Source organism: Bermanella marisrubri, from assembly GCF_012295615.1.
GTDB lineage: Bacteria > Pseudomonadota > Gammaproteobacteria > Pseudomonadales > Oceanobacteraceae > Bermanella > Bermanella marisrubri.
This window is the reverse complement of sequence record NZ_CP051183.1, coordinates 1339799-1362385: the sequence shown is the minus strand read 5'-3', so window position 1 is coordinate 1362385 and position 22587 is coordinate 1339799. Positions and strand designations below refer to the sequence as shown.

24 protein-coding genes are annotated in these 22587 nt (G+C 44.1%); 3 read left to right on the top strand and 21 right to left on the bottom strand.

The annotated features are described in order from the left end of the window. Positions 1-19: 19 nt before the first annotated feature. From HF888_RS06295 to HF888_RS06250, 10 genes are all read right to left on the bottom strand, one after another. Positions 20-691, bottom strand: coding sequence for a TIGR01621 family pseudouridine synthase (locus HF888_RS06295; RefSeq protein WP_007016425.1), 672 nt, complete (start codon positions 689-691; stop codon positions 20-22). Positions 692-766: 75 nt separating this feature from the next. Further along, on the bottom strand, positions 767-3181 hold the full coding sequence (locus tag HF888_RS06290; RefSeq protein ID WP_007016424.1) for an efflux RND transporter permease subunit: 2415 nt from the start codon (positions 3179-3181) through the stop codon (positions 767-769). Positions 3182-3190: 9 nt separating this feature from the next. Next, positions 3191-4402 carry a WD40/YVTN/BNR-like repeat-containing protein gene (locus HF888_RS06285; RefSeq protein WP_083771854.1) on the bottom strand — a complete coding sequence of 404 codons (1212 nt, stop codon included), beginning with the start codon at positions 4400-4402 and terminating at the stop codon, positions 3191-3193. A gap of 82 nt (positions 4403-4484) precedes the next feature. Further along, positions 4485-5852, bottom strand: a complete 1368-nt coding sequence (locus HF888_RS06280; protein WP_007016422.1) for a DUF1329 domain-containing protein — start codon at positions 5850-5852, stop codon at positions 4485-4487. Positions 5853-6004: 152 nt separating this feature from the next. Continuing rightward, positions 6005-8647: an aminopeptidase N gene (gene pepN, locus HF888_RS06275; protein ID WP_007016421.1), complete on the bottom strand. Its 2643-nt coding sequence runs from the start codon at positions 8645-8647 to the stop codon at positions 6005-6007. A 21-nt stretch (positions 8648-8668) separates the two neighbouring features. Continuing rightward, on the bottom strand, positions 8669-9499 hold the full coding sequence (locus tag HF888_RS06270) for a DUF2797 domain-containing protein (RefSeq protein ID WP_007016420.1): 831 nt from the start codon (positions 9497-9499) through the stop codon (positions 8669-8671). A gap of 1 nt (position 9500) precedes the next feature. Next, complete coding sequence (locus tag HF888_RS06265) at positions 9501-9755, bottom strand: YeaC family protein (protein ID WP_007016419.1); 255 nt, start codon at positions 9753-9755, stop codon at positions 9501-9503. Then, positions 9742-10548: a rhomboid family intramembrane serine protease gene (locus tag HF888_RS06260; protein ID WP_007016418.1), complete on the bottom strand. Its 807-nt coding sequence runs from the start codon at positions 10546-10548 to the stop codon at positions 9742-9744. Before HF888_RS06260 ends, HF888_RS06265 begins: the two co-directional genes overlap by 14 nt. Before the next feature lies 1 nt (position 10549). Further along, positions 10550-11509, bottom strand: a complete 960-nt coding sequence (locus tag HF888_RS06255; protein WP_007016417.1) for a metallophosphoesterase — start codon at positions 11507-11509, stop codon at positions 10550-10552. Between the two features lie 2 nt (positions 11510-11511). Further along, on the bottom strand, positions 11512-12396 hold the full coding sequence (locus HF888_RS06250; protein WP_007016416.1) for an NAD(+) kinase: 885 nt from the start codon (positions 12394-12396) through the stop codon (positions 11512-11514). 65 nt (positions 12397-12461) lie between these two features. Between HF888_RS06250 and HF888_RS06245 the strand changes: the two genes are divergently transcribed. Then, positions 12462-13391, top strand: coding sequence for a DUF1853 family protein (locus HF888_RS06245; protein ID WP_007016415.1), 930 nt, complete (start codon positions 12462-12464; stop codon positions 13389-13391). A gap of 8 nt (positions 13392-13399) precedes the next feature. Here the strand turns inward: HF888_RS06245 and HF888_RS06240 are convergent, their stop codons facing one another. The 3 genes from HF888_RS06240 to HF888_RS06230 all read right to left on the bottom strand — a co-directional run bounded on the left by HF888_RS06240 (position 13400) and on the right by HF888_RS06230 (position 16148). After that, positions 13400-14338, bottom strand: coding sequence for a hypothetical protein (locus tag HF888_RS06240; protein ID WP_007016414.1), 939 nt, complete (start codon positions 14336-14338; stop codon positions 13400-13402). A 39-nt stretch (positions 14339-14377) separates the two neighbouring features. Then, positions 14378-14974, bottom strand: coding sequence for a rhombosortase (gene rrtA, locus HF888_RS06235; protein WP_007016413.1), 597 nt, complete (start codon positions 14972-14974; stop codon positions 14378-14380). Between the two features lie 253 nt (positions 14975-15227). After that, positions 15228-16148, bottom strand: coding sequence for a recombination-associated protein RdgC (locus HF888_RS06230; RefSeq protein WP_007016412.1), 921 nt, complete (start codon positions 16146-16148; stop codon positions 15228-15230). Between the two features lie 170 nt (positions 16149-16318). Between HF888_RS06230 and HF888_RS06225 the strand changes: the two genes are divergently transcribed. Then, positions 16319-16930: a chalcone isomerase family protein gene (locus HF888_RS06225; protein ID WP_007016411.1), complete on the top strand. Its 612-nt coding sequence runs from the start codon at positions 16319-16321 to the stop codon at positions 16928-16930. A 10-nt stretch (positions 16931-16940) separates the two neighbouring features. Here the strand turns inward: HF888_RS06225 and HF888_RS06220 are convergent, their stop codons facing one another. Continuing rightward, positions 16941-17561: a tRNA-uridine aminocarboxypropyltransferase gene (locus tag HF888_RS06220; RefSeq protein ID WP_040297388.1), complete on the bottom strand. Its 621-nt coding sequence runs from the start codon at positions 17559-17561 to the stop codon at positions 16941-16943. A 2-nt stretch (positions 17562-17563) separates the two neighbouring features. On the opposite strand from HF888_RS06220, the gene HF888_RS06215 reads away from it, so the two are divergent. Continuing rightward, positions 17564-18169 carry an RluA family pseudouridine synthase gene (locus HF888_RS06215; RefSeq protein WP_007016409.1) on the top strand — a complete coding sequence of 202 codons (606 nt, stop codon included), beginning with the start codon at positions 17564-17566 and terminating at the stop codon, positions 18167-18169. Here HF888_RS06215 and HF888_RS06210 read toward each other — a convergent pair. From HF888_RS06210 to HF888_RS06180, 7 genes are read right to left on the bottom strand one after another with little or no spacing between them, the layout of a single operon-like run. Further along, complete coding sequence (locus HF888_RS06210) at positions 18166-18594, bottom strand: acyl-CoA thioesterase (protein WP_007016408.1); 429 nt, start codon at positions 18592-18594, stop codon at positions 18166-18168. The genes HF888_RS06215 and HF888_RS06210 overlap by 4 nt on opposite strands. 41 nt (positions 18595-18635) lie before the next feature. Beyond that, a complete protein-coding gene (locus HF888_RS06205; RefSeq protein WP_007016407.1) occupies positions 18636-19136 on the bottom strand; it encodes a TlpA disulfide reductase family protein in 501 nt (166 codons plus the stop codon). Between the two features lie 9 nt (positions 19137-19145). Then, positions 19146-20018, bottom strand: coding sequence for an alpha/beta hydrolase (locus tag HF888_RS06200; RefSeq protein ID WP_007016406.1), 873 nt, complete (start codon positions 20016-20018; stop codon positions 19146-19148). Then, positions 20008-20832, bottom strand: a complete 825-nt coding sequence (locus HF888_RS06195; protein WP_007016405.1) for an alpha/beta fold hydrolase — start codon at positions 20830-20832, stop codon at positions 20008-20010. The genes HF888_RS06200 and HF888_RS06195 overlap by 11 nt, the downstream gene beginning before the upstream one ends. 4 nt (positions 20833-20836) lie before the next feature. After that, positions 20837-21724 carry a TraB/GumN family protein gene (locus HF888_RS06190; protein ID WP_083771851.1) on the bottom strand — a complete coding sequence of 296 codons (888 nt, stop codon included), beginning with the start codon at positions 21722-21724 and terminating at the stop codon, positions 20837-20839. Further along, complete coding sequence (sixA, locus tag HF888_RS06185) at positions 21685-22155, bottom strand: phosphohistidine phosphatase SixA (RefSeq protein WP_007016403.1); 471 nt, start codon at positions 22153-22155, stop codon at positions 21685-21687. The genes HF888_RS06190 and sixA overlap by 40 nt, the downstream gene beginning before the upstream one ends. Continuing rightward, a complete protein-coding gene (locus tag HF888_RS06180) occupies positions 22152-22586 on the bottom strand; it encodes a DUF4389 domain-containing protein (protein WP_007016402.1) in 435 nt (144 codons plus the stop codon). Before HF888_RS06180 ends, sixA begins: the two co-directional genes overlap by 4 nt. Position 22587: the final 1 nt, after the last annotated feature.

Genomic DNA, 22587 nt, shown 5'->3' with positions numbered 1-22587 from the left:
CATTACCGCTTTGATCCAATTAGCTTGGCCATTTGAGATCCCAAGGTACGGCATACAACTCCATAACTTGATCAAACTCTTGCCCAAAGAACATTTCACCAGAATGCGGTAAATACTGAAAGCAATAGTCTCGCCCCTGCCAGTCAAACTTTAGCGCGTAGGCATGCAAATAGAGTCGATTTGCAGATTCACCTCCATATCGCTGATCCCCAACAATGGCCGAGCCCAAGCTTTTCATTGCCACTCGTAACTGATGTGTTTTACCTGTTTTTGGTTTCAGTAAAGCCAACCGGTAACCCGGCTTTAGCGCTTGGCTAAGAAATTGGGTGAATGCTGGATTACGGCGCTCTTGCGTCAACTTGTAACTACCATTACGGCTTTTTACCATGTCGCCAAAGACTTTCCCCTGTTTTTTCTTAAGCTTATTGCTAACAATCGCCAAATAGTATTTTTCAACTTTGCGTTGACTAAATAGCTCAACCAGCCCACGGCAGGCATCTTGGCTTTTGGCAAACAACAATAACCCAGATGTCGCTTTATCTAACCTATGCACCGGAAAAACGTTAAAACCTAACTGGTCACAAAGCTGTCGATGAAATCCAACCTCGCCATTTTGACTGTGAAAATCTACGCCCTCTGGTTTATTAACCAGAATCCAGTCTTGATGCTCATAAACAATATCGATTGACACTGTATTGGCTTCTCGCTCATACAAAAACGCCCAGTATAGCTAAGCCATACTGGGCGTTGAAGTGACAATTTGAGGCTAAAAATTCTCAGCCGGCTTGTTGTCACCGTGCTTAGCTATATGCTTAGCGATAATACGTTCTGGTCTGAGCACATAGCGTGCAAGTGCTGGCAATAGCAGCAAGGCACCAATCATATTCCAAATAAACATGAATGTTAGCAAGACGCCCATGTCCGCTTGGAACTTAATGGGCGACCAAATCCAAGTGCCCACACCGATGGCCAACGTCAAACCAGTGAAGCTCACGGCTTTACCTGTGGTTTTAAGCGTCTGGAAGTACGCATCATGCAGGCTTTTGCCTTCGATCAGCCAAGCCTCAAGACGACTGTAAATATAAATACCATAGTCCACACCGATACCTACGCCTAAAGCGATTACCGGCAATGTGGCCACCTTAACACCGATACCCAGCTGGGCCATTAAGGCCTGACACAATATAGAAGTCAGTGCTAAAGGCGTAATGATACAAATAACTGCACGCACCGAACGGAATGTCATGAAACACAGCGCCGAAACAACGATATAAACGAAAATCAGCATCAGTGTCTGTGCTTTTTCGATGACTTGGTTCGTCGCGGCTTCAACACCGGCATTACCTGACGCCAACTTAAACTGAACGGCTTCGTTGTTCTCATATTCGGCTGCAAATTCAGAAGCGGCGTTCACGGCACGCTCTAGCGTTTCTGCCTTGTGATCATTCAAAAATATTAAAACCGGAACCATAGAGCAATCGGTGTTAAGCATACCGCTAGGTGCACGCTGAATACTTGAGTTCAAAATATTTTGGTTCCGAGATAATGCAGACCAGTTCGGGTTACCCTCGTTCATGCCCTTGGTCACAAGCTTACTGACAGATACTAGGGATACAGTCGACTGTACGCCTTTGACGTTTTCCATGGTCCACATTAATCGGTCCATTGCATCCAAGGCTTCAAAACTTGCACATTGCTCACGAGGCGTTTCAGCCATAATCACTAACACATCAGAACTCGTTGAGTAATTATCTACTACGTAGGCATTATCTTGATTGTAACGAGAATCCTGACGAAGCTCTGGGGCGCCTTTGTCTAGATCGCCAATCTTAAGGTCTTGGCTACCAATCACGCCCACAACAGCTAATGCAATCGCCACTAAGATCGCCGGCACTGCAACGGTCGACTGAGTGAACTTAGCAATGATTTTCCAAAGTACAGGCTCTGATTTCTCAACTTTTTCGGCATGATTCACACCACTACGACTGATACCTACATAAGACATCAAAAGTGGTAATAGAATTAAGTTGGTCACGATAATCACGGCAACACCGATTGACGCAGCAATGGCTAGTTCGCGAATAACCGTAATCTGAATGAACAGCAGTGTTAAAAAGCCAATCGCATCAGACAGTAATGCCAACATGCCAGGTACATATAAACCCCGGAAGGCTAAACGTGCTGACATTTCTTTGCCTGCACCTTTACCCGCTTCGATGGCGATACCATTTATAATTTGCACACCGTGACTGATACCGATGGCGAACACTAAGAAGGGTACCAACATAGAGTAAGGGTCAATTCCAAACCCAATAAGATTCAGTAGACCTAACTGCCAGATAACCGCAATGAAAGAACAAACGACCGGAATCAAGGTACCGCGCAAACAGCGACTATAGACAAATAGCAATACAGCCGTAATAGCAATTGCACCCAAGAAGAACAAGGCAACATTGTATGCACCTTCCATTAGGTCAGCCATTTTCTTAGGGAAACCGATAATATGAATAGCAATTTTGTCACTAGCGTATTTATCGCGCACCTTTTCTTCTAACGCTTCCGACAATTTTTTCGGATCCAGTGGCTCACCTGTTTCAGGATCGGTTTCGTATAAAGGCACATCAATCATGGTTGATTGGAAGTTATTCGCAACTAAACGACCAACCTGTCCTGATTTTAAAATGTTTTCACGTAATTGCTCGATACTCTCGTCACTACCATTATAAGTGGCAGGAATCACTGGGCCTCCCTGGAAACCTTGCTCAGTTACTTCGGTCCAGCGCACATTTGGCGTCCATAAAGATTTTAGTTTGGAGCGATTAGATCCATTAATGAAGAAAATCTCGTCATTGATTTGGCGAAGGGTTTCCATGTACTCGGCATTGAAAATATCACCTTGCTTGGCTTCAACCACTACCTTGACGTTGTTCAAACCACTGCTCAAATCATTAGCATGACGCAAGTGATTTTTTATGTATTCATGCTCTAACGGAATGTATTTCTCGGAACGAGAGTCCAGACCCACTTTCGAAGCGTTGAAGCCCAAAAATGCTGTAAGCAATAAAAGCACCAGTAAAAATACACCACGGTTTCCGAATACTAAGCGTTCTAACCATGGCTCAGCTTTCGGTGTTGTAATGTAATGCTCTGGCTCGGTATTTGGTAAATCTTTAACTGACATTGTATTCCCCTAGCCTTCTACACTGGTGATGGTTGCATCGATGCGCTCGCCTGTTTTCTCAAGCAACTCAACACCATTGTCTCCGACAATAACAAAGTGTCCTGCGGGCGCCTCCACGATTGACGCTGCACCATGGCGACCCTCGCGGATGTAGCTTTCCCACTTACGACCTAAATCAATGCCTTTCGTGAACGAACCACCGTTACCCACGACATAGGCCACACGCCCCATTCGATCCGTGCCACCAATTAAGCTTTGTTCTGTGCCTGTGTTCATGAGTTTCCAGCGCGATCCAAACGTATCGGTTCTCGCTAAATTGCCTCGCAAACCAAAAGCTAGCTGCACGTTTTGGCTTTTTAAATTAATGATGCCAAAGAACGAACCATCGTACGGACTAAAAGTTTGCTCGAAAGTTTGCCCACCATTCTCTGAACGCAGCAACATGCCAGCTTCGCCAGCAATCATAAGTCGATTATCATCTACTGACACAATGGCGTTATAGTGGAATCGATTTGGGTTTTCCATATTCGTTGACCAGTCGCGCCACGTTTTACCACCATCTTGTGTTTTAAAAACCATACCGTACGCGCCGATAATGAAGCCTTCATTTTGATTTTTAAACCAAACGTCCAGCAACGGTTTTGTTGATTCTGACTCTAAGTCATACAATGCATCTTCCATAGCCCAGGTGGCACGTTCCAAGCGTTCCTCAACGTCTTCGATGCGTTCCATATTACCCATAACGTTTGCTTTGTTTAGTTCATCTTGAAGCGCTTCTTTGGTTTCCTTGGCTTGCTCATACACTTTTTGGTTCGCGACAAAACCATCAAACTGCTTGGACCATGTTTGACCGGCATCGTTACTGTGTAATACGACAGCATCATGACCTACTGCCCAGCCTGTATTATTGTCGACAAAGTAAACGGCTGTAAGAGTAGTGATCACCGGCACTTGAGCCTGCTTCCACGTGTAGCCATTGTCATCGCTATAAATAATGTGTCCACGTTCACCCACAGCAACAAGACGTTCACCTGCAAGATGAATATCGAGTAAGAGTGAGTTATGGGCTAAAAGCGTATCCATCGCTGGTGTATTAAGGGGGTCTTTCCACTCAGCCGTGGCCGTTAAACTGACACTGGCAAAACATAACAGCATTATCGACGCCAATACTCGGCGCACGTATATAAGACTATTAGCGGGCACTGCATACAGTGATCGCATGCTCGTTCTCCAAAATTTAAAAATTGTGAATTTAGGTTAGGCAATCTTGTACAGATTGCCCATTATTATTGTTATATACAGCCTAACGACCGCGGCGACGCAATTCCTGAGGAGTGAAATAGCGATCGCCCGGTGACGCCTGAGAGAAGTCAATGGTTGTAGGCTCTTCATTATCCATACCTTGAATGTGATAGCGTCTAGACTGCAAATCATGGAACACATCCATATCTGTCCAAACCGCTGGCAATTCGTAGTAGGTTTTTAAATAGGCCATGCTGACGCGCCAAAGTTCACCACGCTCATCATATTGGTCAATAACGGCAGCACCCCAGCTATCTTCATCAATATAGAATACACGCTTGTGATAAATATGGCGCTGACCTGGTTTCAAAGTAGCTTCGAGCACCCATACACGATGTTTCTCATAGCGAGTGTATTCCGGATTAATATGTCCCGGCATAAGCAAGTTATCGTACGTGATATCAGAAGAACCTAAACGATAGTTATTATATGGAATGAATACTTCTTGTTTGCCCTTCAGCTTCCAGTTGTAGCGGTCGGGAGAGCCATTGTATAAATCTGTTTCGTCGATAGTACGCAGACCGTCCGCAGCGGCTACCGGCGTATCGTAAGCAAGGTTTGGTGCTTTGCGAACACGACGCTGACCAGCGTTATAACCCCATGCTTGTCGAGGTTCTTTCACTTGATTCATGGTTTCATGAGCCAACACCGCACCACCAGCCAAGCGTGCAGGAGATTTCGTGAAAGAGAGGTAATAAATTAAAACATTATCAAGTTGGTCTGGAGTAATGCCTCGGCGATAGTAGTTGTAATCAATCTCTGCTTGGGTAGTGATCAGACTGTAGTCACCGTCTGGTTGTACTGCTACTTCAGATGCGCGACGTACCGCATATTGGCCACGCCAGCGGGTATTGTGATTCCATATAACTTCTAAACCATTTTGCGGAATAGGAAAAGGAATGCCACCGACAGCGTCTTTTATACCATTGCCGCCCTCAACTAATTCTGCCTTTAACGCATTTTTATAGATATTGTTGTAAATCCACTGTGGCATGGCACCAGTGCGTCGGGTTTCATAAACAGGAATCTTAAACGTATTAGGATAGGTCTTTAATAGGCCTTTTTGACCTTCCGTCAAATGCTGCTCATATTTGCCCATATTTTTTGCTGTAACAACGAAAAGCGGCTCATCTTCTGGAAAAGGATCAGGGTGATGCTGGCCTGCTTGTCGATAGTCTGCAGGTGGAAACTGAATGCCACCACGCCAAGGAGGTATCGAACCATCAGCGTTGCCGGCTCGTTCAGCTCCGACAGGTGTTAATGTAGTTCTTAGCTTGTCCGCCTCTTTCTTTGAGACAGCGGCAAAGCTGCTGGACGTTGCACTTAATGCCAAGCACAAGGTCGTTACGATTAGACCGGTTTTATTCATTTTTTATTATACCTCCAGTCAAAGTCGAGCTTTGACTGTTGCTAATGAGAGTGAAACAGGCGTACCACTCCCGACCTATTATTTTTGTTATGGCTGTAGCATATTAAAATTCCCAGAGGCATACAACCGAATACGCCACTGGGAATGAATTTTTATGATTCTACAAGACTTTTACTGACAACCTCATAGACATCTTTCGACAAGTTCTCGGTAGACTCAATACGGGCCAAAGTATTGCGCATTTTTTGACCGCCTTCACCTACAATACGCTGCCACTTAGTAAGCGGCCCCACTAGTCGAGCGGCAATTTGAGGATTTAATCGATCCAACAGTATTATCTTATCAGCAAGCCACTCATACCCTGCACCAGTCTGTGTATGGAAATGACGTAAATTTTGTCCGGCAAATACACCGATTACCGAGCGTACTTTGTTTGGATTTTTGATATCAAACGCTGGATGAGCAATTAATTCTTCAACACCTTCAACGCCATCGATGCGATCACTGCCCGCCAACATACTTAACCACAAGTTTACGACCAAGGGTTCGTGTTGCCATTTTTCGTAAAACTCATCAAGACAGGCTTTTGCCTGAACCTGAAAACGACTATTCGCCAAGGCCGATAGTGCAGCATGTTGATCCGTAAGATTATCCGAGTTCTGATATTGGCTTATAGCCAGTTGCGAATAATCGCCCTGATCGCTCTCTAGTAAATAATGCAAGCATAAGCTCTTCAAGCTGCGCTTACCGGTACCCTCTGCACTGTAGTTGTATGGCTCATCATCATGATTTTGCTGATAGCAAGATAAGAAAGCTTCATGAAGCTGATTCGCTAAAGTCTGACGAACAAATGTGCGAGCCGTGTAAATAGCATGTACATTGGCGGGCACACTTTGCTCAATCAAGAACGCCAAACTGGGGAGCGACAACATTTTACAAAGCATTGCTTTATCTGATGAGTCTTCCTTCAGAAGCTTTTCAAACGTCTCTATCAAACGGTCGTCAACTTCTAACGGTTCACCAGCTTGAACCTGCTCGCTTAGCTCAAGAACGATGTCGGTAGCCAATGTTTGACCTGCATCCCAACGATTAAAACCATCGCTATCATGAGCAAGGAGGAATAACAGTTGCTCACGGGTATACGGATAATGCAGTTTTACTGGGGCACTAAAGTCTCTCAACAAAGACGGCGTCGGTTTGGCGGAAAAACCTGAGAAAATAAACTCTTGCTCAGGTTCAGTAATACTCAAAACCTGTGTCTTTTGATTAAACTTGCCATCGCTCTTCAACGTAATTTGAGCGTCGTTACCTTCTTCATCTAACAAACCTAGCGCCATAGGAATATGGAATGGTTCTTTCTTATCCGATTCAGGCGTTGGTCGACAGGTTTGCTTAATGAATAATTTATAATCGCCGGTGGTTTCATCAAACTGATCCGTTACACTCAGCTCCGGAGTACCTGCTTGATGGTACCAGTTGCGAAATTGCGTTAGGTCAATGCCGCTAGCATCTTCCATTGCCTTAACAAATTCTTCTGTTGTAACCGCTTGTCCGTCATGACGTTGAAAATATAAATCAGAGCCTTCACGGAACTTGTCTTCGCCTAATAAGTTGTGAATCATTCGCACAACTTCAGCGCCTTTTTCATAGATCGTCAAAGTATAGAAATTTGATATCTCGATAAACGACGCAGGACGAATTGGATGCGCCATAGGACCAGCGTCCTCAGCAAATTGGGCCGTACGTAATAAATTCACATCATCAATACGTTTTACCACAGGAGAACTCATATCAGATGAAAATTGTGAATCTCTAAATACAGTAAAACCTTCTTTTAGACTTAGCTGAAACCAATCTCGACAGGTAACCCGATTACCACTCCAGTTATGAAAATATTCATGAGCTACAATCGCTTCAATTCGACTGTACGCGTTATCTGTCGCGGTGGCAGAGTTAGCCAACACACATGACGAGTTAAAAATGTTAAGGCTTTTATTTTCCATCGCCCCCATATTAAAGTCGTCCACCGCCACGATATTAAAAATATCAAGATCGTATTCTCGACCATAGCGCTCTTCATCCCATTTCATTGAACGCTTGAGGGCATCCATTGCAAAATCACACTTGTCAATATTCTGAGGTTCGACATAAATTCGCAACGTCACGTCGGTTCCACTCATGGTGGTAAATCGATCTTCGATATGGCGTAAATCCCCTGCGACCAATGCAAATAAATAACAGGGTTTTTTGTGCGGATCGTGCCAGTGAGCTAAGTGTTTGCCACCTTCTAATTCTTTGCTTTCAACTAGGTTACCGTTAGATAAAAGTACCGGATACTTTGATTTATCTGCAATGATGGTAACGTCATAAATACTCATAACGTCGGGGCGATCTAAAAAATACGTAATTCGACGGAAACCCTCTGCTTCACATTGCGTACAGTACATGCCCGCGGACTTATATAGGCCCTCTAGTGCGGTATTTTCTTGTGGCTTTATTCTTGTCTTGATGGCGACTTTACAATGGGCAGGAATTTGATGAATAACTAAAAAATCATCATCAACACTAAAGTCAGAGCCTTCACTCAACGCTCCACCATCTAACTCTACCGATACCAATTCTAACGCTTGACCGTTAAGTTTTAATTCACCTGCTGCTTCCCCTTGAATTGAAAGCAAAGAGTGGACTTCCGTTGCCTCCTCCTCAATCAAGAACGTCAAGGCTGTATGCAAGACGGTAAATTTAGGCGCCTCATAGTCTTTAAGATATATGGCTTTTGGCTGTGCATCTTTCATATTGGCATCCTAATCTCGTCGTTATGCTGCTATTTCAATCGCTACGCGGTAAGAAGTGTACTTTCGAAGATTAATCACGCCAGTATCTAAAATTAAATACTGACCCTTAATCCCCATTAATTTGCCCGTTACCTCGGGTGTTTTGTCCAAGTTATGGCTCACAACCTTTGTTGGGTACTGTTCAACTGGATAGTGAAATTCTTGGACATCGCCATCATAAATTAACTGGACTTGTTGCAGACCATAAAAGTCTTGTAGCTCTTCGATCTCTTCATGACACTCTTCGAACAAGCGATCACGCTCAGCCTCTAGATCAATATTTTCAGCATCTTGTTTTAGCAAGGCTCGCCAATTCGTCTTGTCTGCTACATGCTGTTTAAAAATGACTTCCAGTAGGCCTGATTGATGGCGGCTCGAGACTCTTGCTATAGGGAGAGCCTGTTTCGCTCCTTGATCGAGCCAACGCGTAGGAATCTGAGAATGACGAGTAATACCGACTTTTATACCAGATGAATTCGCCAAATAGACAATATGATCCTGCATGCAAAACGCCTCGCCCCACTTTGCGTCTCTACAGGTTCCTTTATCATAATGACACTTCTCTGGGCTCATTATGCATGTATCGCACTGTGGCAAGCGCTTAAAACATGGATAGCAATAACCTTGGCTGTAACTTTTTTTAGTCTTGCGCCCACAAGCCAAACAATGGATTTCCTCTAAAGACTGAATACGTACTTGAGACCCTAAAATAGACGTTAAAGGGTATACGCTATCATCTAAACGCAGTGCATACTCGGCATTTCCATCATGATGGGAAATAGCCATTTTATGTAGGTGGCCTTCGACTTTCATACTACTCAATAATTTTTAAGGGTTGTGTGTCAGATGGACCTGACTTCTTATTTTTCTTGCTTGTATCAACATATCCGACACGTTCCTTTTCTGGAATATCGTGCATGTGTTCATAGCGAATTAACGCTTCTAAACTGTGCGTCTTTTGCTCTGGCGTCATGGCTCGACCATCTCCCCAACGACCCAGTTGAACCGCGTCACGCATATTTTGATAAATTTCGGGGGTCATCGACGCAATTAAATCATCTATATTCATGTTTCCCTCCAACGGAGTGGGTTAATCGATACAACAAAAACCAAATAAATCCTGTTATAGCACCACTTAAATGAGCCGTGTTTGCCATTGAACCCAAACCGATCCACTCAAACAATGGCGTGTAACCAAGCAGCAACCATGCAAAAGCAAAATAAAATAGTCCATTTGGTAAATACAAAGATGCAATAGATTTTTGGTAACCCCAACTAAACGCGATCAGACCATATACAACACCAGAAAGCCCACCAAAAAATGGCCCTGCCATGATTAATTGCGCATAGTTACTCACAACGGCCAATACAATGAGCCCACTAATCCAATGCAGTTTCCCGATTCTTCGCTCCAACACGGAAGCGAATAACCAAAATGACAGCATATTGAAGATAATGTGCTCCCATCCAAAATGTAAAAACACAGGGCTTATGCTAAACCAAACTTGTTGCGGCCAATCATGCAGCCACCAGCTAGCCGGATAGAAAGAATACTCTGCTATGAAAAACCAGGATTTATTGCTGCTGCCCAGTTGAGTTACAAAAGCAACAACTATGGACAAGATGATGATAATCAGGGTAATCGGGACCACTCTAACATTGTCCCAACTCAAGGTGCGCTGTTGATTAGCTTGGTGTGCATCAAAAGCATCGCGAATAGCATCAACATAAACTGGTTCAGTTACGTATAGAGAGAATCCCGACTCATCAGCTTCTAAGCGGCACTCAATTGAGTTTGAATGCAACTCTTTCAATATAGGAGCCAATTCTTGCTCACTTGAGGCCTTTAGGACAAAAAACATATCAATCTTCGTTTCGCTCAACCCGCACCCAGCAAAATTTATTAGGATCTAAATGCGTTTCATCATCCATTCTATAGGCCACTAGGCGCCCATACTTTACGGCACTGTAATCAATACAAGCAATGTTAGATCGGATCGGACCGGGTATACCCTGCATCCAGTAGTGCCCAAAAAACAGAGGTTTTTCGTCTGGGCCGTAATACAATAACTCTTTACGATCATTTTTAGTGATTGGACGTTCAGCTATATCCTGCGGCAAAGGGTCTGGTTGAAAAACAATATCATCATAAATTTCAGGATCTTTTTCCCAAAATTTAGTGCGAAAAAAGTGACGTACAAAACCATCTTTGGCAGTGATACTACGACCATCAGGCAGTTCTAAGGCTGTGCCTCGAGTGAGTCGATCCACCAATTGTCCTTCAAAACTTTCGCGATCCATACTGGCGTGCAGCATTTCTTCATCAAGGTGATTACGTTGGTATCGAATCTCCATCTCTTTTATTAGGTCATGATCCCAACATGCATGCACTGCGCGAAAATGCTCAAACTCCATGAATAAGGGTAGTGTCATGAACCAATTAAGGTAATCTCGCCATTCTTGAGGGAAAGGATCGAACTGTCTCAACGTTTCTTCAACAATGAAACTGTTGCGCGCTGTGTGGTCACGAAGATAAGGATGCTCTGCTCCCGCGCGCGAAGGTGTGCAAAAGGCCAATACGTTGTATTCGTGATTACCCATCACCAAATGAGCATGACCCGCTTCTACCATGTCCCTTACTACGGCAAGGGCTAAACGGATATTTGGTCCACGATCAACAATATCGCCTATAAATACAACCTTACGACTAGGATGTTGGTAAACCCCATTCTTTTTCTGATAGCCCATCTGCTCGAGCAGCTTGCACAGGGTGATACCGCAGCCATGCACATCGCCAATCAAGTCATAGCCTTGCACTGCCATGTTTAGGCTTCTCCGTACTGCGTGGCCCAACCCAGCTTGGTGCGACAGGTTTCATAGAAATCATGATCAATCGGATGAATCAGACGGGCTTTATGAGCCATCTTACGTATTGTCACACTGTCACCCGGTGCCGCCGTGATATGTACTTGGCCATCACAACTAATTTGCGGGTATATGTCGATGTCACTGCTGATGGTGATTTTAACTTCGCTATTGGCGTCGATTACAATCGGGCGGCTACTAAGCGTATGAGGGAACATTGGAACCAGCGCGATAGCATCAAGCTTTGGATGCATAATTGGGCCCCCACCACTCAAAGAATATGCCGTAGAGCCGGTCGGAGTACTAACAATCATACCGTCAGAACGTTGGTGATAAACAAACTGACCTTCAATCTGCAGATCAAATGCAATCATTCGAGCGGATTTACCTGGATGCAAAATAACATCATTCAGTGCCTCGCCATAACCGATAGGCTCACCATTTCGTTTAACCTCTGCTTCAAGCATGAAGCGACGCTCGGTAATGTACTTACCTTCGAGTACCTCTTGCACCTTCTCTTCTAAATTATCAGGGCTAATATCGGTTAAAAAGCCAAGACGACCTCGGTTCACACCAAGGATAGGGACATTAGACTTCACAAGTGCTCGAGCTGCACCTAGTAGACTGCCGTCACCACCGACTACGATCACAAGATCACAAATCTCTCCCATCATCTTTGGGGTACACACTTGCAATCCGTGACCCATCATGACCGCAGCAATTTGCTCTTCTAGGATGATATTGATACCTTCATCCGATAAGAAGCGGCGCAGGCGTTTGATTGTCTCTATAACACGAGCACTGTTTAAACGCCCGATAATGCCTATATTGCGAAACTCATCCATTCATTCACTACCAAGATGCAAAATAAAACCCAGTTTATAACATATCTCGCCTCGAGTTTGGATAGATGAACCCTATTCTTCAGCAACTGAAAGACCCCCATATACGCCGTTTAGCGTGGTGTCTATTTGCTGACCCAATGGCGCACATATCGAGCGCTGCCCATTTGGATCTCGGTGAGTGGCACGATATCACTGCATTGGAAGATTGGCTGAAAAAACTAGATCAGCAACCAAAACCCTTACATGACTACATTTTAGCGGGAAATCACCGCCTACTTGGCAGCTATTTCGAGCGCTTATGGCAATTCTTTTTCAGTTATCACCCACAATGGAATCTATTGGCTGATCACGTTCAAATCATTCATGAAAAGCAAACTCTGGGAGAGCTCGATTTAATCGTCAGAAACCCTGAACACGATATTGTTCATATTGAATTGGCCACCAAATGGTATCTACAAGCACCTGGCCATACCGGTGCAAATACTCATGATTGGCTCGGCCCGCAAACTAAAGATCGATTGGATCTCAAAATCAAGAAACTTAAAGACAAACAATTTCCATTTGCCCAACACCCGCAAGTGATCGACCATCTGAAAACGAACAACTTGCCATTACCTCAAGCTCAACGCTTAGTCATGAAAGGCGGTTTATTTACCCAGCTGGGTGAGGATTTTACTCTACCATCATGCACGCCACCGACTATTGAAGTATTCCCTTGGTGCCATCATCAAACACTCGGCTCATGGACTCGCGATAGTCATTTGTATTGCTTATTAGAAAAGCACGAATGGCTAGGGCCAGCTCAAATAACTGAGCACAGCCGCATCCTTACTCGTGCACAATTACTCGAAGTTACATATGATCATTTCGTCAAAGGCCGACATCCGTATGCACTCATGATATGCGATCTAGGTTCCATGGATTTATACTCTCATGAAACACAACAGATGGAAGTTGCTCGTATTATGGTGGTAAAAGACGACTGGCCGCGTTAACGGGTTCATTAAAATTCAAGAGAAGGACGAACGACAAAAGTGGTTTCACTTGGAAGCTGGAGTTCACCTTTATACTTAAGACGGGTATTTCTCACTAAGCCAACGCCCAATGAAAAGACCCATCCTCGTCGTGCCCAAGGGATTTTTTTATCAAGTATTAGCTGCTGACCAATGGCTTTTCCTGAGTCTCGATCAACCCGATAGGTGAACTCAATCCCTCCATTTTGCACCCACGAAAATACATCACCATTGAATTGATGGCGTTCACGACGAATACCAACGTAAAATTCGTCGGTAATTAGCGGATTATCATGAATTTTAAAACCGAAACGAAATGACCAGCTTAAATCCCGATCACTAAAAACCTGCTCACCTTTTATTTTCCACTCAAACTCGCCCCACCGATCTTGTACCAATTGATTTTCACGGATATGCAAATGACCATAGCTCCACAAATACCCAATAAAACCGTGACTGTCGTTAGACTCCTCACCGGCAGACTGGTACTCCACCCTGTTTCCTAAAAAAAAGGACACAGCGTAAGGCTCTTCAAATCCAGTTGTTACCGCCTCGACTAGATTCAAATTTTGACTAATTGGCATGTTGTCGTAGATGGATTCATCACCACCATCATCCTTCAAGGCTACACCTAATATTGGCAATGGATTGATACTGGCTTCAATTAAAAAGAACTGTGGACGGTAAGCTCGAGCAAGAAGATCCTGGTACATCTCTAATTCGGTGCGCTTTCCCAGTCTAGGAACATCTACATCACCTATACTTTGGAAATACGCGACATTAGAGTAATACGGGTCCACTTCGTAGACCCACTCTCCCGCAACCCCAGTTTGATTCAACGAAAAAGTAAAAAGAAAACAGATAGGGATATACAATCTGTTTCTAGTAGCACGGCCACAAGCCGCCAGATTGTCTAAACAAGCAATCATGAATCCCCCAACATATCCCTCCAATTTAGTGTAGATACATCAGACGTCTTTTTGCTTGAAACCCCATAAATTTTTTAGCTCAATAAAGAATAACGCCACTAGGCCAGAGATAACGCCCCATAGATGGGCATCAACAACGACGTATCCACCTATGACCTGTCCAAGGCGATCATCGCTATACCAAGGGGTTTGCTCCCAAATCACTTTCGTGACAATGATGCCAATAAAAACGAACCGTCTCGTTAGGGGCAATATGCGGGAGTAATATGCGGCAAGTAACAACATTCCATGAAGCACTCCAGAGGCTCCAACATAGTTGGCCACTTGCTTTTGGTAAAGCAAGACTAGACTGATCACCAACCCGCTTAGTATGTAAAACACCCACCAATATAGCCATAGACCTCTTGGTGCAATATACCAAATCAGAAGCAACCCCAGTGCGTTAAGCACGGTATGTTGCCAACCCAGATGCACCCAGTGGGCCGATATCAATCGCCACCATTCATGGGTTTGCAGTAACGATATATCGAATCGCAACTGAATTTGTGTTGTTGGTAAGATAGCCAAGAACCCAATCAGCAGCAGCATGATTAGAGGCCACAGAGGTGTAATTCTCGACTCTGAAACAGCACGCATGGTAATAACAGAAGTTCCTGACATAGAGGGTTTGGAGTGGGAACATTAAAGCATTCGAGGGAACAAGCAAAGCAATGCCGACTATCGAACTTCCTGACATTGCTTTGCCTTTAAAGAAGCGCCTGTTGTTTCACTTCTATTATTAAATCTAGCAAGACGATTCACTTTTGCCATAGTCCAAATCAGCATATTTACGACCGATCTGTTATAGCAGTAGATCAGTCTGAATCTAAAGGCTATATCAAAAGTTAACTTAAACTAAATTTCGAGACTGACTAGCCGCCAATGCTTTGTCCATTCCGCCCAATGCTTTCAGTAAATCATCGCATAAAGGTTTCAACCATTGACAGGTGACGGCAAACTCATGTGCGAATCGGGCTAGCGGATCTTCAGGCATGTCCATATCATCAGGTTCGGCAATGGACTTAATGCGCTTTATACTTAAGTCATCCTGCAATAGGATTTGAATATCTTCACGCCACAGTAGCGCCAACTTAGCCACTTGTTTCGAAGCATCTAAATGAGCAGTCACTTCCTCGCTATAAAGACTTTGCTTCTTAATACGAACACTTGCTTCTTCAGCATCAACGAGCTCTACTTCCTCCCCCACAGTCCAGTTGTCCGGCAGAGTCTTGGGCTGCTGCAACCATTGGGTCATAGTAAACGCTGGGGATACTTCGCTATTCATGAGTGCTATCGGCAAACTTCCTAGGGTTTCGCGCAAAAATGCGGTCACGTCATCCGCTGTTTTACTGCTTGACGATAAAACAAACAACCAGCCTTGCCTTGGCATAATCATTACGGGTAAGCGCAGTGATTTGGTGAAAGATCTGGGTAAAAGATCCTGCACTACTTCGTCTTTCATCTGCTGTTTGATTTTGCGACTTGGTGCGTAACCTTCAGCTTGCTCGAACGCTTCTACTCGTTCGGCTAAAAAGTCGTTGATTACTGACGCTGGAAGCAGGCGTTTTTCCTGCTTAAGCATAAGTAGAATCGCCCCGTGGGCCTCATAAACCAGGTCATCGGTGTTTGGGGCAGGAGCTACCCAACCTTGAGACATTTCTTGCGTTGCCATACACGGTGCAAAAGGTGCTTTTGATAACTTGCCTGCTACCGAGGCCGTATCGTCTAGAGGTTTGGTCAATGCGTACCAATAGAAATTTCTAATTTGCATGAAAATTCAAATAGTTATTAAAAAAGTGCCGCATTATGCCTAACCCAAATCTACGATGCCAGTTTACTTTTGTTTACTCAAAGCGTGACACATGACACGTTTTTAAATTGAATGTCATCACGTTTTGGTGATATAACGCACAAATACTCAAAATAACAAGAAGAACAACTATGAACTTGATTGCTCCTTTGATTGCCATCATCCTGCTGGTATCCAGTACCTTCACGAATGCTTCCACTGTAGCAGGTATCGAAATCCCAGATAGAGTACCCGCGACTAGCGAGCGACCTGAACTTGTTTTGAATGGAGCATCGCTAAGAGAGTTATACCTCTTGATCGATACTTATGTCGGGGCGCTATATCTAGAAACACCGAGTCACGATCCTGAATTCATCATGGATTCTGCAATGCACAAACGCATGGTTTTCCATGTAAAAATGCGCAAAGTCAGCGCCCGTCGCATTGCCAACGCCCTCACAGAGGCGCTTGTTGTAAACATCACGCCAGCTCAACACAAAGAGTTAACAGACGAGCTAGAGCAAATGCTTAGTTATTTTACTGGTGACTTGTACGAGGGTGATCAAAGTATTTTTGACTACTCACCTGGCAAAGGAACCAAAGTGATCGTAAACGATAATGTAATGGGCACAATCCAAGGTGACGACTACTTTAAAGCCATGTTAGCTATTTGGATTGGAGAAAATCCTGTAGGCCGTGAGTTTAAGCAAGACGTTTTGGGACTGAGCGGAACCAAGATTCAAGAAGCAGTGGCGGGTCAATAAACGACTAGAGTTAATCATCTTCTTTACAGTAATGGGCATCGAATATCTCTTTGCCCATTTTTTGTATCTGCATATCAATCATCGCCTCGAAAGGCTTCGCCAAATCATCAAATCGAGCACTCCCTGTAAGCCAATTCAAACTATGCATAGCCGCCTCAAGCGTCGATAAACTTCCCTCCACTGAAGATTGACGGATACGATATTCAGTTGCAGGAAAATTCTTAAGATGCACAGCAGGTAGTGAATGCAACCACGGATTCATGTGCCAAATTTTCTTTGCTTTATTCCACGTACCATCTATCAAAATGACAGTAGAAACATGATTCGAAACTGATGTGTCTGGTTGGTCACAATACCAATCAGTTGCGCCAGACGAAGGAAATACGACCCTTAGGCTCTGAGGGTTTTTCAGTAAATCAGTAAGTCTTGGATTCTGTGAGAAATCCTCGCCCACCCATACTTCGCAAGGCTCAACACACCGTTGAAGAATAGGCACCGTCGCCAGTGCCTGTTTTTGCTCGCTAGGGTGCTGTAAAATCAACAACCGACAAGGCGCCCTCAACTGAACGAAATACGAGCATAAACACACACTCTGTGGTCGCTGACATTTTTCACATAGGACTCTAGGCATACGTGCACATTTTATATGAAGACAAGCATCTATTGGTCATTGATAAGCCCAGTGGATTGTTATCTCAGCAAGGCAGTCTTGATGATAGCGTTCCCCATCGACTACTGAAAGATTACGCTTACGTCGGTTTGGTACATCGCCTCGATCAAGCAACGTCTGGTGTGATGATGATGGCACTAAACAAAAAAGCCCATGGACATCTAGCCAAGCAGTTTCAAGATCGCAAAACATTCAAAGTCTACCAAGCTAGAGTATTTGGTTCATTGCCTGGTGAGCGAGGACAGATTGATTTGCCATTGCGCTGTGACTGGCCAAATCGCCCAAAGCAAGAAGTTCATATAGAGGGCAAATCGTCATTGACTCATTGGCAGTGCATTGAACGCAGCCAACATTGGAGTCGCGTAGCGCTAATACCCCACACTGGACGCAGTCATCAATTACGTGTCCATATGGCCGCCATGGGATACCCAATTCTGGGAGACCGTTTCTATGCCCATCATGAAGCCAAATCCATGGCAAAACGGCTCAATTTACATGCTGCCTCTCTGGCGGTGAATCATCCCATTAGCGGAAAACGCATGCGCTTTTTTAGCTCGGTTCCGTTTTAGGGGCGTGCTTCACTAATGCCATCAATAAAGCTTTGCGGCAACACCGGACACGGCTTCATATCCTCACCCACCGCAACAAAACTAAAATAACCAGTAATGGCTTTTTCTTGGCCATCGGCGTACAAACTTTCAACAAACACATCAACTCTCACTTTTAAGCTCGTGCGTCCAACTTCTACCACTTTTGCCACGAGTTCAACCACAGTTCCAGCAGGTACAGGGTGGTTGAAATCGATTTTGTCAGAACTCACTGTGACGATTCGTTGGCGGGAAAAACGAGTTGCAGCGATAAAAGAAACTTCGTCCATCCACTGCAGAGCCGTGCCACCAAACAAGGTATCATGATGATTTGTCGTCTGAGGGAAAACCGCTTTAGTTACACGTGTTTGGCTGAGGCGTTTACGCTCTTCGATGATTGCTTGCATAGTTTGGTCTAATTTGTCGTATTCTAGCGTTAAGGCCGCCTTTATAGCAGGCTTTTAACCTGCTGGCGAATTTTGTCTATATCTTGAGGTTTAAAACCCACATGGACGTGTTTAATTCGACCACGTTTATCGACAATAAAAGACGTGGGCATACCTGGCAGTTGATATTGAGCGGCCACGTTTCCTTCAGGGTCCAATAGAACTGGGTAATTCACGGGATACTGCTTCAAAAAACCTTTGGCGGCGTCTACCTCTTCATCTAAGTTAATCGCTAGCACTTCGAAAGGCTGCTTTTTCATTTCTGCTCGCAACTTGGTAAGAAGCGGCAAGCTTTGACGACACGGACCGCACCAAGAAGCCCAAAAGTCCACGTACACTACTTTTCCTCGATATTGTTTGAGGCTGACTTTCTTTTGGCTATCCAGCAATGGCAATCTGAAATTGGGCGCGGTTTGGCCCTTTTCTATCGCAATACTCGCTGCAGAAAACATAAGTCCTACACTGAGTAATAACATTGATAAAACGGTCTTAATCGAATCCATATTGTTCTCCTATAAATTTTGTTTCTTGTTATAAAGGAATTGCTTTATGGTGTCTGCCACCTGCTCCACGTTTCCTTCAAGATGTAAGTGATGCCCACCACTAAACCAGTGCATTTCCTTTTCTGAACGCAATGCAGACCAACGCAAGTCAATTTGCGACTGATTAAATAATCCATCACTCGCGAAAATTCCGAGTACTGGCGATTTTATGTTCAATATAAATTGCTGAATCAGCTCTTCAGACATGCGCATCATTGATGTTACTTGTAGACGTTTATCATGGGACCAGACTATACCCTCCGGCGTTTCCTTGGTTCCTCGACTCACAATAATATCCGCTGCCTGTTGTGTAAGGGCCATTGGGCCCTGCATTCTCGCCTGTGCAAATGCTTTTTGATCACGCTTTGGGCGTTGTATGGAAAGCTCTTCATAGCGCTTCATCTGACTAATCGCGGTAGCTAAACGCTCTGGCGCGCCAGAAATATCGCCTGCCATAGGGCCAAAAGCTTCTATCAAGACTAAGCCGTCAATTCGCTGCGAAAACGTACCAGCATAAAGCGTTGACATTGCCGCTCCCATTGAGTGACCAAGCAGATAAAACGACTTCAACTTTAATGCATCTGCGATCAATTCAATGTGCTCTACTGCTTCCCATAAATGATAATGCTGTCCCTGCGGCCAATGATCGCTTTGACCATGCCCTGGCAGATCGACCGCCACGACATAGTATTCATCGGCCATCAAGGGTGCGAGTAAACTAAAACTTGCGCTATTATCCAACCATCCGTGTAGCATCAATAAAGCAGGTTTGCTTTCATCACCATAACACTGCAACGCAATATTTAAATTCTTAATATTTATATTTCTGGCTTCAATTGACATGCCACTCATCCTTGGTTGTATTGATAGACCCGCCCTCGCTTTGCTGAATAATATGATGCAATCGTTTGGCCGTTTCTTCGGGTCGCTCTAATGGGAATAAGTGACCTCCCGCCATAAATTCAATTTCGACGCCCAGTTTCCGCATATGCCTTTTTTGCAACCCGCGCACTACTTGGCTAGATTCTCCCAATACCATGAAGGTTGGACGTGTTAAATATTTATGGCGGTATAAATTAAGAGGAATAGTCCGGTAAATACTCACTTCTGTTTTGGCTTCATAGGTCAATCTAAGGCCGTCACCATGAGAGATCGTACCTGCCTCGACATAATCCTCTAGACAGCGAGGATCAACATTTTTAAACAAACTTTTATGGCGAAAATACTCAATTGCTTCTTGCTTGCTCGCAAATACATCCCTACGCCCTATCGTGCGTCCTGCTGGCGTTATTCGGTCATCTAACTTCAATAACTTAGCGCCTCTGAGCATTAAACCAGACCAAAAATCAATGACGGGCGGATCAAGCATAATTACGCTTTTCACTAGATCCGGGCGTTGTAGTGATACAAGCAAACAGATTACGCCTCCCATACTGTGACCAACCAATATCACAGGCTCATCAAATCTGTTTGCAATATCATGAATCGCTTCTTCGACCAAATGATACCAGTTGGCACTGACGGGAAAGCGCTCATCATGAGCAAACTGAGGCTTATAAGCAACTTCATAATGCTGCTTTAATAGATTCAACAAAACACGATAGCTCTCGCTAGGAAAGCCATTTGCATGAATAAAATAAAGTGCTTGTCTTTCCATTGCTTTACCAGGGATTCACTTGTATTTCAGGAGGCGTGACTAAATAACCTTGTTCACGCAATAAATTGAGTAACCCATAGGTGCCAGGAAGATGCAATGCCCCTACCGCGATAAAACTCTTGTCGTCCTTCAAGTAAGGCAGCATTCTGTCTGCCATGGTGAGATTACGCTCGTCAATTAAACGCTTTCTTAATCTCGCAGCCAATTCATCATCACTACCCTGCATTGAAGTTCCTAATTTGTAGAGCTTATCCAAGTCACCTGATAAGTAAGTGTCGATCAATTCCTGATTAATCTCTTGAATGTTTTTTAGATAATTCATGGAGTCTTCTAAAAGCGTAGTCTGATCATCAAGCGACAAGTCATCAAAAATACCTAGCTGTTCATTTAATGTTTCAAGAGCACACACTTTTTTATATTCATGCAAAGCCTTGTGATAGAGGTGCTCATCAAGCGCATAACCTGCTTGCTGGTCTGGGCGTGTAATCATAATCATAGCCGCCCAAGGCTTTAAATGAGCGGCTTGAATTGGTGAGATACCGCGATCATTAAGAAGCAAGCTCAATCGACCGAATAATCCATTGCCAATTAACTGATCGAGCGTACTACCATCAGACAAGAACATAGCTCGACCAACACCTACTTGCATTTCTCTATCTGGTATGAGCTCCAAGCACACTGTCTTTGACTCTTGAAATGCGCGCCGAACCCTCGGATTCAGAGCTTTCACTCTAGGATCTGCGACATGGATCGTCGCAAAAAGGTAATGAACTCCGTGACCTGGCTTATGTATACGCCAAAGCAAACCATCCCCAATTTCAGCGAGTGCAAAGTAGGGAAATAAGAATAGAATTAGACAGAAGGAGCGTGAATAGCTTTGTAATGCGCGCATTGTTTAGCAAAAACCTCAGCCTCGAGCTCGACTGCATTGGCAGTATTAAGATGCATGCCGTGTTCATTGCCTTCCGTTAACTGAGTAACCAACCGACCAGCAAATGTTTGATGGCAAACAATGAGTGCTTTGCATGGATTGGGTAGTGTGACCAATGTATCAATAGCTTTTTTAGTGGATATGTCCGGTGTACACCAAGTAACCGTCTCAATATGATCTGTTGTGAGTTGAGAAGACAGGGCCTGCCAAGTTTGTTGTGCCCTTGTATAAGGACTCACGAAAACATAGTCAAAATGAAAACCCTGCCATTGCTTGGCAAGTTGTAATGCTTGAGCTTCACCATGAACCGTGAGCGGCCTCTCTGCATCAGATGGCGCGACATTTGCCGCCTGCCCATGGCGAAGAATAAACAATCGTGACGTCTGGCTCATTCAGCATCACTGCTTTTTTTAACATCATTCTCAGTGGCTGTTTTTGCACTGGTCTTTTTAGAACTCGATTTTTTAACCGATGTTTTTCTCGAGGTTTTTTTAGCCTTACTTGTTTTTGCTGATGTTGTTTTCTTTGCGCGAGAGCCGTTGTTGCTCTCTGGCTCGGGCCAATCACTAAATGGAAAAGGTTTTTGCTCTGAGTTATAGCTCAAATAATTCACAATTTGTGCAACATAAGCTGCCAATCCACCAGCGAATCTGCTCAAACTTGCATTATTATCGCCTGTAAGTAAGACGTATAGCCACTGACAAATAGCAACTAACAAAACCAGAATATCAACAATTCTGTAAACCACAAAAAACAGAACCATAAATAGACTGCGCAGCCAGAATGACTCTGACTTAATATTATCTTTCCATGTTTTGTCCATC

Bases quoted from the DNA above. Each gene is read 5' to 3' on its own strand.
- HF888_RS06265 (WP_007016419.1), bottom strand. From the start codon at position 9,755: ATGAATATAGATGATTTAATTGCGTCGATGACCCCCGAAATTTATCAA.
- HF888_RS06225 (WP_007016411.1), top strand. From the start codon at position 16,319: ATGAACTTGATTGCTCCTTTGATTGCCATCATCCTGCTGGTATCCAGT.
- HF888_RS06180 (WP_007016402.1), bottom strand. From the start codon at position 22,586: ATGGACAAAACATGGAAAGATAATATTAAGTCAGAGTCATTCTGGCTG.
- HF888_RS06195 (WP_007016405.1), bottom strand. From the start codon at position 20,832: ATGGAAAGACAAGCACTTTATTTTATTCATGCAAATGGCTTTCCTAGC.
- HF888_RS06220 (WP_040297388.1), bottom strand. From the start codon at position 17,561: ATGCCTAGAGTCCTATGTGAAAAATGTCAGCGACCACAGAGTGTGTGT.
- HF888_RS06255 (WP_007016417.1), bottom strand. From the start codon at position 11,509: ATGGCAGTGCAAGGCTATGACTTGATTGGCGATGTGCATGGCTGCGGT.
- HF888_RS06210 (WP_007016408.1), bottom strand. From the start codon at position 18,594: ATGCAAGCAATCATCGAAGAGCGTAAACGCCTCAGCCAAACACGTGTA.
- pepN (WP_007016421.1), bottom strand. From the start codon at position 8,647: ATGAAAGATGCACAGCCAAAAGCCATATATCTTAAAGACTATGAGGCG.
- HF888_RS06250 (WP_007016416.1), bottom strand. From the start codon at position 12,396: ATGGATGAGTTTCGCAATATAGGCATTATCGGGCGTTTAAACAGTGCT.
- HF888_RS06290 (WP_007016424.1), bottom strand. From the start codon at position 3,181: ATGTCAGTTAAAGATTTACCAAATACCGAGCCAGAGCATTACATTACA.
- HF888_RS06270 (WP_007016420.1), bottom strand. From the start codon at position 9,499: ATGAAAGTCGAAGGCCACCTACATAAAATGGCTATTTCCCATCATGAT.
- rrtA (WP_007016413.1), bottom strand. From the start codon at position 14,974: ATGCGTGCTGTTTCAGAGTCGAGAATTACACCTCTGTGGCCTCTAATC.
- HF888_RS06245 (WP_007016415.1), top strand. From the start codon at position 12,462: ATGAACCCTATTCTTCAGCAACTGAAAGACCCCCATATACGCCGTTTA.
- HF888_RS06260 (WP_007016418.1), bottom strand. From the start codon at position 10,548: ATGTTTTTTGTCCTAAAGGCCTCAAGTGAGCAAGAATTGGCTCCTATA.
- HF888_RS06190 (WP_083771851.1), bottom strand. From the start codon at position 21,724: ATGCGCGCATTACAAAGCTATTCACGCTCCTTCTGTCTAATTCTATTC.
- sixA (WP_007016403.1), bottom strand. From the start codon at position 22,155: ATGAGCCAGACGTCACGATTGTTTATTCTTCGCCATGGGCAGGCGGCA.
- HF888_RS06280 (WP_007016422.1), bottom strand. From the start codon at position 5,852: ATGAATAAAACCGGTCTAATCGTAACGACCTTGTGCTTGGCATTAAGT.
- HF888_RS06200 (WP_007016406.1), bottom strand. From the start codon at position 20,018: ATGTCAATTGAAGCCAGAAATATAAATATTAAGAATTTAAATATTGCG.
- HF888_RS06205 (WP_007016407.1), bottom strand. From the start codon at position 19,136: ATGGATTCGATTAAGACCGTTTTATCAATGTTATTACTCAGTGTAGGA.
- HF888_RS06240 (WP_007016414.1), bottom strand. From the start codon at position 14,338: ATGATTGCTTGTTTAGACAATCTGGCGGCTTGTGGCCGTGCTACTAGA.
- HF888_RS06230 (WP_007016412.1), bottom strand. From the start codon at position 16,148: ATGCAAATTAGAAATTTCTATTGGTACGCATTGACCAAACCTCTAGAC.
- HF888_RS06285 (WP_083771854.1), bottom strand. From the start codon at position 4,402: ATGCGATCACTGTATGCAGTGCCCGCTAATAGTCTTATATACGTGCGC.